Here is a 14,813-nt window from a genome sequence, read left to right as displayed (position 1 = left end):
TTGTCGCGCGCTGCCTGCAGGGACTGCAACCGTACCGATAGAGACAATCGCAGCATCATCGCTTATCGATTAGTTCCGCTTCCTTCAGCTTGATGTTCCACTTCGCAATGCCAAGTTTCATGCTCTCCCACGATCCTGTTCTGACCTGGAGTATCGTCGCCCTCGCCACCGCAGGGGTGATCATTCGGCCGCTGCGCTGGCCCGAAGCGGTATGGGCAGTCGCGGGCGCAGTGGCGCTGGTGGTGCTCGGTTTACTGTCGTGGCAGGACGCGCTCGCCGGCGTGCGCAACGGCATCGACGTGTATCTGTTTCTGATCGGCATGATGCTGATCGCCGAACTGGCTCAGCGCGAGGGGCTGTTCGATTATCTCGCGGCGTTCGCGGTCCAGCACGCGCACGGTTCGCCGCAGCGGCTGTTCCTGTTGGTATATGTCGTCGGCGTGTTCGTGACGGCGCTGCTCTCGAACGACGCCACCGCGATCGTGCTGACGCCGGCGGTGTATGCGGCGACGCGTGCGGCAGGCGCTGCGCCGCTGCCGTATCTGTTCGTCTGCGCCTTCATCGCCAATGCGGCGAGCTTCGTGCTGCCGATCTCCAACCCGGCCAATCTCGTGGTGTTCGGCGAGCACATGCCGCATCTCGGCGGCTGGCTGCAGCAATTCACCTTGCCGTCGCTGGCGGCGATCGTCGCCACCTATCTGGTGTTGCGCCTGGCGCTGTGCCGTTCGCTCGCTGCGCAGAGAATCGAGACGCGCGTTGAGACGCCGCATCTGTCGCGCGGCGGCAAGCTCGCCGCCGTCGGCATCGGCGCGATCGCGATCGTCCTGCTGACGGCTTCGGCGCTCGATGTCGCGCTCGGGCTGCCGACCTTCGTGTGCGGCCTCGTCACCACGGCGGTGGTGTTGGCGGTCGCTCGGCAGTCGCCGGTTCCGGTGCTGAAGGGCGTATCGTGGAGCGTGGTGCCGCTGGTCGCAGGGCTGTTCGTGATGGTCGAGGCGCTGAGCCGCACTGGGGTGATCGGCGCGCTCGGCGGCCTGCTGCGCGAGGCGGTGGCGGACGCGCCGCGGCTCGGCTCGTGGGCGGCCGGCATCGTCACCGCGATCGCCTGCAACATCGGCAATAATCTGCCGGTCGGCCTCGTCGCCGGCTCGGTCGCGGCCGACAATCACCTGCCGCGCGAGACCATCGCGGCGCTGCTGATCGGCGTCGATCTGGGGCCGAATTTCTCGGTCACCGGTTCGCTCGCCACCATCCTGTGGCTGGTAGTGCTGCGCCGGAACCAGATCGAAGTCACCGCCTGGCGGTTCCTCAAGCTCGGCCTCGTGGTGACGCCGCCGGCGCTGATCGCGGCGCTTGCAGCCGCGGTGTGGTGAGAATTCAGCGCTGCTAACAACGCGCCGTTCCTGCACGTCCGCGTGATCGGTTCTGGCGAGCGCAGGGGTGCCGTCTATATTGTTCGGTATCCTCCTTCGCATTGACCATCCCCACGTGAGACGTTTTGTGCTGATCCTGTTGTTGTTGCTGATCGTGCCGATCGCCGTGTCGGCCGGAAAATATTGGCTGGGCGATCGCAGCGTCGACTGGCAGAGCGCCGACCGTTCCAGCGCCGGACTGCTGCCGCCCGCGGCGCAGAATCTCGATGCGGTGGTGCGGGTGTTTGCGGCGCGTACGGTGCGCTGGCGCGGCATCTTCGCCGTGCACACCTGGATCGTGGTGAAGCCGGCGAACGCCTCGCGCTACACCCGCTACGACTACACCGCGTGGGGCGCGCCGATCCGCGTCAACGGCTTCGTCGCCGACGGCCGCTGGTTCGGCGACGAGCCGCAACTGATCGCGGCCGCCGATGGCGAGGCCGCAGCGGCGATGATCCCGAAGATTGAGGCCGCGGTGAAGGGCTACAAGCTCGCCGCTTACGGTGACTATCGCGCCTGGCCGGGGCCGAACTCCAATACCTTCGTGGCTGCGGTGATCGCGGCGGTGCCGGAACTGCGCACCACGCTGCCGCCGACCGCCATCGGCAAGGACTATCCGTGGGACGGCGGCTGGGTTGCCGTGACGCCGTCCGGCACCGGCGTGCGCGCCACGCTCGGCGGTTATCTTGGCCTGACGCTCGGCTGGATCGAGGGCCTCGAACTCAACGTGCTCGGCGCCGTCATCGGCCTCGACCTGCGCCGGCCGGCGGTCAAACTGCCGGGTCTCGGCCGCATCGGTGTCAGTGCGGGGTAAGCTGCGAATGTGAGCCGCAGCCGCATGGCGCGGCAACATCCGGCGGCGGTGCGTTGACGCCGCGCCAGCGGGCATAGCGCCACGGCAGATACCAATGTGCTCCGGGCGGCGAGACTTGCGGAACCAGATCGATCCCGGACGTGCCCCATGGCTGGCAGCGCAACAGCCGCGCCAGCGTCATCCAGCCGCCCGCCCACAGTCCGAATCTGCTGATCGCTTCGTCCCCGTACATCGAGCAGGTCGGATAGTGCCGGCAGTTGTAGCCAACCAGCGGCGACAGCGTGTGACGATACAGCCAGATCAGTCCACGCCCGATGTTCCGCGGCAGTCGCAGCACCGCTGCGATCCAATCAGTTCCGCGACTTGGTAGTTGCATGAGCAGATGCCGTTTCGGTGAGCGGCCGTTTGCGCGGTTCCGTTGCGGGAACCCCGAGGCGCCGACATTTGCGCAACACTTCACCCGAAACTCGCGCGCTGTTGAGCGCATCGCAGCAAAACGCGGTGGTGTTTGCGGTTGATCAAAGTTAGCTTTTTCACAACGGTTAAGTAACAGACACGTGACAGATTCGCGTTGGAACTTGTGACGCTGTTGCTGCCGGAGCGAAGGAAGCCAGGTTGGGACGCGCAGTTCTTTCTTGTCTGAACGGTGGGGCGCTGGGGCTGGTCGCAGCGCTCGGCATCGTTCTACTCGGGTTCGCAGCCGACAGCAGCATTCCTGTCACGGCCGGCGCCGCCAGTCTCGAAGCGCGGCGGCAGCCGATGAAGTTCGGCTGGGTCGCCTGTGATCCGGATTGCGGCGGCTGGATCAGCGCCATCGGCATCGTCACCACCGACACCCCGAAGGATTTCGAGGACTTCGCCCGCGATCGCAAGCTCGGCGGCGCCACCGTGGTGCTGGATTCGAGCGGCGGCTCGGTCAACGACGCCATCACGCTCGGCCGGCGCTGGCGCAAGCTCGGGCTGGCCACCACGGTCGGCACCAGCGTGCCGTCGGCGTCGCCGCTTGGCAGCCGCGCCCGCATTGAGCCCGGTGCCTACTGCGAATCGATGTGCGTGTTCCTGCTGCTCGCCGGCAATTCCCGCTATGTGCCGGAAGGCGCCCATGTCCGGGTGCACCAGATCTGGATGGGCGACCGCGCCGAGGATGCCCGCGCCGCCAGCTACACCGCACAGGACATGTCGATCGTCGAGCGCGACATCGGCCGGTTGGCGAAGTTTACGTTCGAGATGGGCGGCACCGGCGATCTGCTGTCGCTCGCCCTCAGCGTGCCGCCGTGGGAAGACCTGCACGAGCTGTCGCGGCAGGAGCTGCGTGACACCAACCTGATTACCACCCAGGCGATTGCCGATCTGTTGCCCGGCCTCGCCGGTGCATCGGCCAAGACCGTGGCATCGGCCGAGCCGAAGCCGGTGCAGGACCGCTTCACCCCGCAGCCGGCGGCCGCCACCAAGACCGCCGAAGCTCTCCCGACCGGCGGCACCGCCGCTGCGCAGCCGGGGCACTGAACCAGCACTTGGTAAGTCATTCCGGGGCCCGCGAAGCGCGAACCCGGAATCCCCGAGATTGTTGTGCGTTGTTTTTCACAACGTCGAGATTCCGGGTTCACGCGCTGCGCGCGTGCCCCGGAATGACTCGGAGGGAGCTGAGCTCGCGCCCCGGAATGACTTGTGGAGAGGGCGGGCTTAGGCCGTCGCCTTGGCGCCGTCGTTTTGCGCTTCGATCTGTCCGATCGCGTCGACCACCGCGTCGAAGGTCAGCAGCGTCGAGGCGTGGCGGGCCTTGTAGTCGCGAACCGGCTCGAGCATCGCGATGTCGGCCCATTTGCCGTCGGGCGGAGCGCCGTTCTCTTTCAGCATCTTGCGCACGGTCTCGCGCAACGCCTTGAGTTCGCTGGCGGTCGAGCCGACCACGTGGCTCGCCATGATCGACGACGAGGCCTGGCCGAGCGCGCAGGCTTTGACGATGTGGGCGAAGTCGGTGACGGTGTCGCCGTCCATCTTGAGGTCGATGGTCACGGTCGAGCCGCACAGTTTGGAATGCGCGGTGGCGCTGGCGTCGGGATGCTCCAGCCGCCCGATCCGCGGAATATTGCCGGCCAGTTCGATGATGCGCTTGTTGTAGACGTCGTTGAGCATGCCGCGAATTCCGTGCCGGCGCTGGGCACGCCGGTCGCCCGGAGGCGGCGACCTTGGCGGTTCCGGCTTGCCGTCTTATATAGGAAGCGTGGCTTTCGAAATGAAGCCTCGCCGTGTGGCTGACTGCGCCGCGCGGAGGCCGCGAGCCGAAATCGGTCAAACACTTGGCCGGCCGGGCTCGCCGAAGGGATCAAGACGACCGGCTGTTGTCCGCCCGTCTGCCCGGTGACACATCCGGCCCAACAAGGCCGGTCGAACGGAGAGAAGATGGACGCCAAAATCAAGCCGATCCGCGGCACCAAGCCGGCCGAAGGCCGCCCCGAATTCCAGCCCGCCGAGCTCGATCCGTCCGAGTTCCTCGAAGTCGCGGTGCAGCCCGATCAGCCGCGCCCGTCGCGCGCCGAGGCGGAAGCCGCGGTGAAGACGCTGCTGTCCTATATCGGCGAGAACACCGAGCGCGAGGGCCTGCTCGACACCCCGCGCCGGGTGGTTGAAGCCTATGACGAGCTGTTCCAGGGCTATCACCAGTGTCCGAAGGAAGTGCTGGAGCGCACCTTCGGCGAGACCGCCGGCTATGACGACTTCGTCCTGGTCCGCAACATCAGCTTCACCTCGCATTGCGAACACCACGTGATGCCGTTCTACGGCAAGGCGCACATTGCCTATACGCCGGTGGAGCGCGTGGTCGGGTTGTCGAAGCTGGCGCGGCTGGTCGACATCTTCGCCCGCCGCCTGCAGACCCAGGAGCATCTCACCGCGCAGATCGCCGCCGCGATCGACGAGGTGCTGAAGCCGCGCGGCGTCGCGGTGCTGCTCGAAGCCGAGCACACCTGCATGTCGGTCCGGGGTATCGCCAAGAAGGGCGCCACCACCTTCACCAGCCGCTACACCGGCGTGTTCCGCGACAATCCGGCGGAGCAAGCGCGGTTCATGTCGATGGTCAGGGACCGCGGCTAACGCGCGAGTCCTGCAAGGCAATTCAATCGTGTCCAGCGAATCGCGTTCAAGCTCTTCACCCGTTGCGCCCGATGACATCGAGGAGGGCGTTGTGCTGCGCCCGAAATTCGATTCGCACGGGCTCGTCACCGTCGTCACCACCGATGCGCGGACCGGCGACGTGCTGATGGTCGCGTTCATGAACGACGAAGCGCTCGAGCGCACCATCCAGACCGGCGAGGCCTGGTACTACAGCCGCTCGCGCAAGCGGCTGTGGAAGAAGGGCGAGACCTCCGGCCACATCCAGAAGGTGCTGGAGATGCGGGTCGACTGCGACCAGGACGCGGTGTGGATCAAGGTCGATCAGACCGGTGGCGCCGCCTGTCACACCGGCCGCCACTCCTGCTTCTACCGCCGCATCGACCGCGGCGGCGACGGCGCGCCGGTGCTGATCGAAACCGACTCCGAGCGCAAATTCGATCCGGACAAGGTCTACGGCAAATAGCCCTGAGGATCAGGCCAGCCGGCTGGCGATCTCGCGCTGCTGCTGCACCAGGTCCGGACCGGCCTTCGCGCCGGTCGGATCGGCGATGCTGTCGATGTAGTCCAGCGCGGCCGATCGCAATTGGCCGTCCTTCAGGCTGATCACGCCCGACAGCGTCTGAGTATTCATCGAGCGGGCGTTGTAGTTGCTCCAGGCGGTTTGCTGCTGCTTGCTGCCCGGGGAGCTGGAGCCCTTTTCCTTGTTGTAGAGCTCGAGCGCGGCATTTGCCGCCTTCAGTGCGTTCAGCCCGGCGATCTCCTTCAGTTCCTTGGCGACATCAGGATTGTCGGCGAAGTACTTCTCGATCTTCGCTTTCCACGGCCCTTCGGCGGTGACGTTGCCGAATTTGTCGACCTGCAGCCTGACGGCGTCGTCGAGATTGACGTTCATTTTCTTGAACGCGTCGGTGAGCTTGGCGGTCAAGGCATCGGTACGCTTCTGCAGGCTCTCGTCGAACGACAGCGCGAGCTGGTCGCTGGCGGCCTTGTCAGCCTTGGCCTTGTCGAGAATCGCTTTGGCGCGATCGGAGAGCGTGACGGTGTCGACCGCACCCGTGGCCGCGGTGGTGGCGGACTGCGATGTCGTCGATGCGGTGGCGGATGGGATCGCGCCGGCCTGCGCCTGGCTCGCCAAAAAGGCCGAGGTCCCAGCGGTGGTGGAGTTGGTGATCGCGGTCATGGCTTTCTCCCGATGACTCTGCGCCCCGGTCAGACTCCGAGCGGATGGGCATGAGTCTAGCCATCTTAGGTTAAGCGGGTGTCAAAACGCCCGCCTAGGCTGTATCGGGTTTCGGTCGTTAACACTGCGTTAACCATAATCCCGCAGGGTCGCCGTGGCGGAAGGGCGCTCGCAGCGGAGAGCGGGCAGGGGCTATGGCGGTCGAGATTTCAAATCCGGCGGTGATGATCGTCGATCCGGCGCGGACCAAGGTCGCCGGCGCGATCAAGCAGGCTGCCGGCGCCACCGGCACCAGCTTCCAGTATCTGCTCGCCACCGCCAAGATGGAGTCGGACTTCAACCCGACCGCCCAGGCCAGCACTTCATCGGCCCAGGGCTTGTTCCAGTTCATCGAGCAGACCTGGCTCGGCACCGTGAAGGAAGCCGGCGCCCAGCTCGGCTACGGCCAATATGCCGATTCCATCACCCGCTCGGCGTCGGGCAGCTATTCAGTCAGCGATCCGTCGGCGCGCGCCGCGATCATGAATTTGCGCAACGATCCGGTGGTATCCTCGGCGATGGCCGGCGTGCTGACGCAGTCGAACAGCTTCAAGCTCACCGGCGAGATCGGCCGCCGCCCGTCGGATGCCGAACTCTACATGGCGCACTTCATGGGCGTTGCCGGCGCCGCCAAGCTGATCAACGCCGCGAGCGACACGCCCAACGTTGCCGGCGCCGCGCTGTTTCCCTCGGCGGCTGCGGCCAACCAGTCGATCTTCTACGATCGCTCGGGCAACGCTCGCAGCGTCTCCGAGGTGTATTCCAATCTCGCGACCCGCTACGAGGCGGCCGCCAATGCACCCGCAACGCAGAGTGCGATCGCCTCGGTCGCCGGCCTGCCGGTGACGCTGGCTTCGGCCGCACCGCAAGTGCCGGTCGACAACGCCGCGTATCTGGCGAGCTTCCCGGACGTGCGCAACGTCACGCCCGCGCAAGCCGGCGACGCCACGCGCACCGCGACGTCGCCGCGCGGCAATGAGCCGATGTTCCGTTCGCTGTTCCTCGGCGGCGACCGCGCCGAACCGGTATCGCCCGCCGTGCAATCGCTGTGGACCTCGCCATCGCAAACGGCCATGCCGTCACAGACGCCGACTCCGTCCCAGACCGCGCTGCCGGACCTGCCGCGCACTCCCGAAGTCCGCACGCCAACTCCGCTCGATCTGTTCAGCGACCGCAACGGTACGTTCGCGAGCTGAGCTTAGTTCAGCCATTCCGCTTGCGGCGACCGCGCTGATTTTGCACCGAGTTCAGGAACGCCTTGTCGGCTTCGATCCGCTTTTCCAGAAACGTCGTGACCGCCTTGATCCGCGCGACGTGAAGCAGATCTTCGTGGACCGACAGCCAGATGTCGCGCGTGGTGAACAGTTCGGGCATCACCGGAAATAGCTCGGCATTGCCGGACGCCACGTAGGACGGCAGCATCGCGATCCCTTGGCCGGCCGACACGGCGATCGACTGCGCCACCAGGCTGGTGCTGCGGAAGATCGTGTGCGGCGGCCGCAGCACGTCGGACAGCCAGCGGTTTTCCTTGCTGTAGATGTAGTCCTCGATGAAATCGATGAAGGCGTGGGTTTCCAGCTCCTTCACCGTTGTCGGCGGGCTCCGGCCTCCGAAATACGCATCCGTCGCGTACAGCGAGATCCGGAATTCACCGACCTTCTTGATCGACAGTCGCTTTCCGTGCGGCCGGAAGAAGCTGACGAAAATATCCGCCTCGCGCCGGCTGAGGTCGAGCAGCCGCGTGTCGGTGATCAGTTCGATCTGGATCGACGAGTAGATCCGGTTGAAGTCGGCGATGCAGCGCGTGAGATAGAAGCTGCCGATCCCTTCCATCGCGGCGATCCGCACCGCACCGCCGGCATCGGCGGTATCGGTCCCGATCGCCTCGACGATCGAGTTGGCCTGGCTTTCCATGCCCTCGGCATATTGCAGCAGCCGCATGCCGATCTCGGTCAGCGTGAAGCCCGACTTGCTGCGCTTGAACAGTGTCGAATTGAGGCTGCGCTCCAGCTCGCGGACGCGCCGGCTGACGGTGGTATGGTCGACCTTCAGCTTGGCGGCGGCGCGGACCAGACTGCGCTGCCGCGCCACTTCGAGGAAATAGACGACGTCGTTCCAGTCGTACCTGATGGTGCGCTGAGTCTTCGCCACGCCCGCAGCCGTCTCCCCGGCACGGCCGGCGCCGATGCGCCGACCTTCCGTTTGTGTCCGGACAGCCACCGAACGGGACTACGCCGCGACGATGGGAGCGTACGTCTCCACCAGCCGGTTTGCAAACATGTCCACCTTCGGGATCATCATCTTCTGTCGACAGACCGCCAGATCGATGTGCTTGGGCATCACCGCGCCGAGCTTCATCACCCGCGGCGCCGCGATGTTGATGTCCCATTGCGGAAAGCCGGTCGGCGGGATCACCACGCTGCCGCCGGGATAGGGGCTGTCGACCCGGTTGGCGAGCACGACCGCCACCCGGTTGTCCTCGGCGCGCGGCACGGCGAGCAGTTCGCGCTCGAACGGCTCGCGCAGCGCCGCCGGCCACAGGATGATGTCGGCCGCGCCGATCGCGAGGCAGCGCGAGGTCTCGGGAAACACCGCGTCATAGCCCGACATCACGCCGATACGGCCGAACGGCGTGTCGAACACCGGATAGTCGAAGCCGGCGACGGCCCATTTGCGCTCCTCGGCGGTGAGATGCGTCTTGCGATAGCGGCCGATCTCCTTGCCGTCCGGGCCGATCAGCACGGTGGTCACATAGAGCCCCGCAGCGGCACGCTCGACGATCGGCGCGGCGATCAGGCAGCCGTAGCGCGCGCTGATCTTTGCCACCGCGGCAAGGTTCGCCGCGGCCTGATCGGCGGCCGCAGCCGCTTCCGCGGGCGTCAGGATGTACTGCGCACTGAACGCGTATTCGGGCAGGGTGATCACCTTGGCACCGAGCTTGGCGGTGTGGTCGACCATGTCGAGCACCTCCACGACGCTGCATTCCGGCGTGACGTGCATCTGCACCGCCGCCACCTTGGTCACTGATTTCGACGGGATCAGCGGACGATCGGCAACGCCATAGACCGGGGTCTTCTCATACGGCAGCGCCATGATGCCGTAGGTCTCGGGGCGACGGTCGGCGACCTTGTCGTTGGCGGTGTAGATCGACTTGTCGGCAGCGGCGTCGAGATCGATCGTGGCGATCGATAGGCCGTGGGTGTCGTACGGCACCTTGGAGAGCACGCGTCCCTTCGGATCGACGATCATGCTGCCGCCCGGATAGTAGATCGAGCGCTCGTAACCGGCCTTGGTGGCGGCCACCAGCCACACGCCGTTTTCATAAGAGCGCGCCGGGCCCCACATGTCGGCCTGGTCCATCGCAAAGAAGTTCGCCATGTCGACGATCACCTCGGCGCCTTGCATCGTCATGGCGCGAAAGATCTCGGGGATGCGGCCGTCGAAACAGATCAAGAGGCCGATCTTGCCGAGATCGGTATCGACCACGGGGCAGCCGCGCTCACCGAACGCGAACCAGTTCTGATCGTGGGTGGCGAGGAACTGCTTGTGATAGTGGCAGGCAACTTCGCCCTTGCGGTCGAACATGATGCCGCTGTTGAAGATCTTCTGCTTGGCCGGATCCCATTCGGTGATGCCGCTGGCGATATAGACGCCGTGCTTGCGGCTCAGCGCCGCCAGCGCCTTGACGAACGGACCTTCGGTCAGCGTCTCGGCCAGTTCGCGGCAGTGCTCGGGCGAGTCGAACAGATAGCCGGTGTCCATGCATTCCGGGAACACGATCAGTTCGGCACCCTGCCGGACGGCGTCCTCGACGTAAGCCGTCGCGAGCGCGATGTTGAAATCGAAATCGCCCAACTTGGCGAGTGTCTGCACCGCAGCGGCGCGAAACCGGCGCTTCGTCATGTCAGTCTCCAGATTGTAGGGGTGGTTCGGATCTTTCAGGCCCGGCTCAGCCGGCGCCCGTCATTTCTTCACTTCCTGCCAGAAGCGATCGAGGCAGTGACGCTTGAGCGTCATGAACGCATCGCCGGTGGTGACGGCACGGTCGCGCGGCCACGGCAGACCGATCTCAACGATTTCGGCGACCTTGGTGGGGCGCCGCGTCAGCAGCACCAGCTTGTCAGCCTGCTCGATCGCCTCGTCGAGGTCGTGCGACACCAGCAGCATGGTGGTCTTGGTCTTCATGAAGATCTTCTGCAGCTGCTCGCGCATCGACATCGTCATCTCGTAGTCCAGCGCCGAGAACGGCTCGTCGAGGAACAGCACCTCGGGCTCGGTCACCAGTGCGCGCAGGATCGACACGGTCTGCTGCTGCCCGCCCGACAGCGTGTAGGGATAGGCATTGAGATCGATGCGGATCTCGAACTCGGCCAGCAGCTTTTCGATCCGCCGCTTGCGCTCGGCGCGCGGCACGCCCATCACCTTGAGAGGGTAGTGGATGTTGTCGATCGCCTTCAGCCAGGGAAACAGCGCCTCGCGATAGTTCTGGAACACGTAGGAGATCCGCGTCTCGCTGATGCGCTGGCCATCGTACAGCACCTCGCCGGCGTCCATCGGCATCAAGCCCGAGATCATGTTGATCAGCGTACTCTTGCCGCAGCCGTTCGGACCGAACACCGAGATGAACTGGCCGAGCGGCAAGTCCAGGTCGAAGCCGTCGTAGATGACGGCGTCGTTGAACGTCTTGCGCAGGCCGCGGATCGTCATCTTCGCCTGCCGACCGGGCTTTGCGGCGGGGGGCGTGGGTGCAGTCTCGGTCATCGGCTCCGGCCGCAGTTGGAGGACGCTGCTCGGGCTCATTCGCCGAGATCCGCCTTGGTCAGCAGCTTCTCCCGAACGTTGATCGGCCCCGGCACCACGCCTTCGGCAACGAATACGTCGACCAGCGCCTGATAGGATTTGACGTCGGTGTCGTTGAGATCCTTGAAGCCGCGCAAGTAAGGCTGCGCGACCAGATCGAGCTGATCGGCCTTGATCGGCGTGTAGGCCGGCAGCACCGCCTTGTATTTGTTGAAGTCGGCGTTGACGAGGTCGGTGGCCTGATCGATCACCGCAACGACGCGGCGGGCGACGTCGGGGCGCTCGGTCATGAACTTGGTCGTCATCACCGAGGCGCCGGAGTAAAACGGATCGGCGATCACGCTGGCGACCGGATTGGTCATCGCGCGCTTGGCCTTGCCGGACGCGACCGCGATCGAGCCGACCGGCTCCAGTGACAGCGTGGCGTCGGCCGTGCCGCCGACCACCGCCGGCACCTGCATCGCGACCGCAAGGTCGACCAGCTTGACGTCCTTGTCGGGATCGAGGCCCGCCGCTTTCACCATGTGGCGGGAGATCGTCCGCCACTGGATGCCGGGCACGTGGCCGAGCGTCTTGCCTTTGAGATCGGCGAAGCTCTTGATGGTGCTGTCCGGCTTGACGATCAGCCCGTCATTGATGCGGTCGACCTTGATGCCGCCGCCCTGCAGCCCGAAGATCTTCAGCTTGCCGGGAAACTTCGCCTCCGCGATCATCGCGATGCCGGCGGCAGCGCCGGGCGGACCGAAATCGGCGCGGCCGGCGATCAGCGCGTCGATGATCTGGTTCGGCGATTCCATCTTGGCGGAGTCGATCTCGATGCAGGCCTTCTCGAACAGCTTCTGATCGAGCGCGACGTAGTAGGCGGTGGTCTGCATGATCGGCAGCCAGGCCGCAGTGACCTTGTCCATCTTGTCGCAGGCCGCCTGCGCGCCGCCGACGGTGGAGAGCGCAGCCGTGAGCGTGGCGGCCAGCAGGAATGATTTGGACATCGTCGTCTCCTTGTGAACGAGGGCAGCGGTGCGGATCATTTGCCCGACCAGTGGATGATCGAGCGCTCGATAAACAGCAGGATCAGATTGAGGCCGTAGCCCATTGCACCGGCGATCAGGATCGAGCCGTACATGTCGGTGAGCGAGTAGGAGATCTGCGCATCGATGATGCGGTGCCCCATGCCGTCGGTGGCGCCGATGAACATCTCGGCGACGATGATCACCACCAGCGCCAGCGACACCGCCGTTCGGAGTCCGATGAAGGTCTGCGGCAGGGTCTCGAAGAAGATGACGTCGCGGAAGATGCGCAGCGAGGACGCGCCCATCGACCGCGCGGCGAGGATGCGGGTCTGCCGCGCATTCATCACGCCATAGGCGACGTTGAACACGATCACCAGCCACGCCGCGAATGCCGCCACCGCGATCTTGGCGAGATCGCCGAGCCCGAACAGCAGCAGGAACAGTGGAAACATCGCGGTCGCCGGCGTCGAGCGGAAGAAGTCGACGATGAACTCGACCGAGCGATACACCGCCGCCTTGGCGCCGAGCACGATGCCGACCGGAACGCCCGCGACGATCGCAATCGCGATCGAGTAGGCGACGCGGACCATGGTGTGCCAGAAATCCTTGGTCATGCTGCCGGACCAGATCGCGGCAGCGGTGTCGCGAAGGGTGTCGACCGGGGAGGGCAGCAGATCCTTGTTGACCCAGCCGCCACGCGCGGCGAGCCACCAAATGCCGAACAGCAGCAGCGGGCCGACAGCGAGTTCGGTCGCGCGTCGCAACCTTGCTGTAGTGGCTTTCGAGATGGCTGTTTGCACGGCGCTCTCCTGCTGATCAGGTCGAAGTCGTTAGTTAGCTCGCTCATCATCGCTGACGGCGGCGCGATGAAAATGACGAATTGTGCAACGCAATGTGCAAATCTGCATATTCAAATCGGCAGGATGAGCGATCAATCTGTAATCATACACTGTCGAGATTGTGGGCAGTCTGGCGCCTTCCGCGGCTTCGCAAACTGCTGGGTGCCCCGCTCGGAGACGACGAGACATCGCGTGCGGAGCAATTTGTTCGCGGAGCGGCGGCACGTTCGTGGTGGCACGCGGACGGCTGTGGCTGGGCGAGTTTCCGCCCGCCCGTGGAGCCTTAACGAAACGTCAACGAACTCAGCCGGTTATGGTGAACCCTTTGTTAAGGGGCATGGTTTATTGATCGTTTATGAGAGGCGCCGAACAGGCGTGAGGTGAAGTTGCGTCGGCCGGAAGTGTCATGATTGTTCGGCAGTTCATCAGTTGGATCCGTCACGCACCGGCCGGCGAACGCGCCGAAGCCACCCGCGCTCTCGCCCGCGCCTGGTTGATTTCCGATCTCACGATCGACGACCGCATCGCCGCCGAAGGCGCGCTGCTGTTGATGCTGGATGATCCCGCTGCCCAGGTGCGGCAGGCGATCGCCGAAGTGTTCGCATCCCATCCTGACGCCCCGCCGACGATCGTGCGCGCGCTCGCCTCCGATCAGGCCTCGGTGGCGCTGCCGGTGCTGGAATTCTCGCCGCTCTTGCTCGACGCCGATCTGGTCGACATCGTCGCCACCGGCGACAACGCCGTGCAATGCGCGGTGGCGCGGCGTTTCCAACTGCCCGCCGCGGTGTGCGCGGCGATCGCCGAGGTCGGCTCACCCGCCGCGGCGCTGGAGCTGATCGAAAACCCGCACGCCGAACTGGCGCCGTTCTCGTGGGACCGCATCGTCGAGCGCCACGGCCATCTCGCCGCGATTCGCGAGTCGATGCTGGCGCTGCCCGATCTGCCGGCGGCGACGCGGCTGGCGCTGGTGGCGAAGCTGTCCGACACCTTGCAGCAATTCGTGGTGGCGCGCGGCTGGCTCAGCGCCGACCGCGCCGCGCGCGCGACCGGCGAGGCGATGGATCGCTCCACCATCGCGATCGCGGCGCGCGCCCGCGGCGCCGACATGGCGGCGTTGATGCGGCATCTGTGCGAGACCCGCACGCTGACCGCGGGACTGATCTTGCGCGCGCTGCTGTCCGGCAATCTCCTGCTGGTCGAACACGCGCTCGCCGAACTCTCCGGCACTGCGCCGGCGCGGGTTGCGGCGCTGCTCGCCGACGGCGGCCGCGCTTCGCTCAACGCGCTGCTCGGCCGCGCCGGGCTGCCCGAAACCGTCTTCCCGGCGTTCCGCGCCGCGCTCGCCGCCGAGCGTGAGATCGGCTTCGTCGCCAATGAATCCAGCGCCGCACGGCTCCGCCGCCGCATGGTCGAGCGGGTGCTGACCCAGTGCGAGACCGATCCGGATGCGGCCGGTCCGCTGTTGATCCTGCTGCGCCGCTTCGCCACCGAATTCGCCCGCGAAGAAGCCGCCGCGCTGCGGGACGAAGTGATCGCCGAAGAAGCCAGCTGGCGTTACGCGCCGGTTGCGGCGTAGGTCCAATCCCTGTCGCATTGCTACACGCA

Annotated in this window: 15 protein-coding genes; 7 read left to right on the top strand and 8 right to left on the bottom strand. The window is 65.6% G+C overall.

Going from position 1 to position 14,813, the window contains the following annotated elements; genetic code table 11:
* Positions 1-119 precede the first annotated feature (119 nt).
* Both LRC39_RS17400 and LRC39_RS17395 read left to right on the top strand, forming a co-directional pair.
* Positions 120-1,373, top strand: a complete 1,254-nt coding sequence (locus tag LRC39_RS17400) for an arsenic transporter (protein WP_346295081.1) — start codon at positions 120-122, stop codon at positions 1,371-1,373.
* 79 nt (positions 1,374-1,452) lie between these two features.
* Positions 1,453-2,226, top strand: coding sequence for a DUF3750 domain-containing protein (locus LRC39_RS17395; RefSeq protein ID WP_430624948.1), 774 nt, complete (start codon positions 1,453-1,455; stop codon positions 2,224-2,226).
* Here the strand turns inward: LRC39_RS17395 and yidD are convergent.
* Complete coding sequence (yidD, locus tag LRC39_RS17390) at positions 2,213-2,602, bottom strand: membrane protein insertion efficiency factor YidD (protein WP_346295079.1); 390 nt, start codon at positions 2,600-2,602, stop codon at positions 2,213-2,215. The genes LRC39_RS17395 and yidD overlap by 14 nt on opposite strands.
* A gap of 239 nt (positions 2,603-2,841) precedes the next feature.
* Here yidD and LRC39_RS17385 point away from each other — a divergent pair, with 239 nt between their 5' ends.
* A complete protein-coding gene (locus LRC39_RS17385; RefSeq protein WP_264052766.1) occupies positions 2,842-3,732 on the top strand; it encodes a hypothetical protein in 891 nt (296 codons plus the stop codon).
* 177 nt (positions 3,733-3,909) lie between these two features.
* On the opposite strand, the gene LRC39_RS17380 is transcribed toward LRC39_RS17385, so the two are convergent.
* Positions 3,910-4,362, bottom strand: a complete 453-nt coding sequence (locus tag LRC39_RS17380; protein WP_012496819.1) for an iron-sulfur cluster assembly scaffold protein — start codon at positions 4,360-4,362, stop codon at positions 3,910-3,912.
* Between the two features lie 267 nt (positions 4,363-4,629).
* Here LRC39_RS17380 and folE point away from each other — a divergent pair, with 267 nt between their 5' ends.
* Both folE and hisI read left to right on the top strand, forming a co-directional pair.
* Entirely contained in the window at positions 4,630-5,319 is a 690-nt protein-coding gene (gene folE, locus LRC39_RS17375) for a GTP cyclohydrolase I FolE (RefSeq protein WP_107345188.1), read from the top strand.
* Positions 5,320-5,347: 28 nt separating this feature from the next.
* Positions 5,348-5,803 carry a phosphoribosyl-AMP cyclohydrolase gene (hisI, locus tag LRC39_RS17370; protein WP_346295078.1) on the top strand — a complete coding sequence of 152 codons (456 nt, stop codon included), beginning with the start codon at positions 5,348-5,350 and terminating at the stop codon, positions 5,801-5,803.
* A 9-nt stretch (positions 5,804-5,812) separates the two neighbouring features.
* Here the strand turns inward: hisI and LRC39_RS17365 are convergent, their stop codons facing one another.
* On the bottom strand, positions 5,813-6,520 hold the full coding sequence (locus LRC39_RS17365) for a hypothetical protein (protein ID WP_346295077.1): 708 nt from the start codon (positions 6,518-6,520) through the stop codon (positions 5,813-5,815).
* A 194-nt stretch (positions 6,521-6,714) separates the two neighbouring features.
* On the opposite strand from LRC39_RS17365, the gene LRC39_RS17360 reads away from it, so the two are divergent.
* Positions 6,715-7,755 (top strand): transglycosylase SLT domain-containing protein, encoded by a 1,041-nt coding sequence (locus tag LRC39_RS17360; RefSeq protein ID WP_346295076.1) that lies wholly within the window; start codon positions 6,715-6,717, stop codon positions 7,753-7,755.
* Between the two features lie 7 nt (positions 7,756-7,762).
* Here LRC39_RS17360 and LRC39_RS17355 read toward each other — a convergent pair whose 3' ends face one another.
* From LRC39_RS17355 to LRC39_RS17335, 5 genes are all read right to left on the bottom strand, one after another.
* Positions 7,763-8,710 carry a LysR family transcriptional regulator gene (locus LRC39_RS17355; protein WP_346295075.1) on the bottom strand — a complete coding sequence of 316 codons (948 nt, stop codon included), beginning with the start codon at positions 8,708-8,710 and terminating at the stop codon, positions 7,763-7,765.
* Between the two features lie 78 nt (positions 8,711-8,788).
* Positions 8,789-10,462 carry a carbon-nitrogen hydrolase family protein gene (locus LRC39_RS17350; RefSeq protein ID WP_346295074.1) on the bottom strand — a complete coding sequence of 558 codons (1,674 nt, stop codon included), beginning with the start codon at positions 10,460-10,462 and terminating at the stop codon, positions 8,789-8,791.
* 60 nt (positions 10,463-10,522) lie between these two features.
* Positions 10,523-11,359, bottom strand: coding sequence for an ABC transporter ATP-binding protein (locus LRC39_RS17345; protein ID WP_346295073.1), 837 nt, complete (start codon positions 11,357-11,359; stop codon positions 10,523-10,525).
* Positions 11,356-12,348 (bottom strand): ABC transporter substrate-binding protein, encoded by a 993-nt coding sequence (locus LRC39_RS17340; protein WP_346295072.1) that lies wholly within the window; start codon positions 12,346-12,348, stop codon positions 11,356-11,358. Before LRC39_RS17340 ends, LRC39_RS17345 begins: the two co-directional genes overlap by 4 nt.
* Before the next feature lie 35 nt (positions 12,349-12,383).
* Positions 12,384-13,169 carry an ABC transporter permease gene (locus LRC39_RS17335; RefSeq protein ID WP_107345181.1) on the bottom strand — a complete coding sequence of 262 codons (786 nt, stop codon included), beginning with the start codon at positions 13,167-13,169 and terminating at the stop codon, positions 12,384-12,386.
* A gap of 445 nt (positions 13,170-13,614) precedes the next feature.
* On the opposite strand from LRC39_RS17335, the gene LRC39_RS17330 reads away from it, so the two are divergent.
* Complete coding sequence (locus LRC39_RS17330; RefSeq protein WP_119017965.1) at positions 13,615-14,784, top strand: DUF2336 domain-containing protein; 1,170 nt, start codon at positions 13,615-13,617, stop codon at positions 14,782-14,784.
* Positions 14,785-14,813 lie beyond the last annotated feature (29 nt).

Source organism: Rhodopseudomonas sp. P1, assembly GCF_039642825.1.
Lineage (GTDB): Bacteria > Pseudomonadota > Alphaproteobacteria > Rhizobiales > Xanthobacteraceae > Rhodopseudomonas > Rhodopseudomonas palustris_H.
The sequence above is the reverse complement of the archived record's forward strand: the minus strand, read 5'-3'. Positions and strand labels throughout refer to the sequence as shown.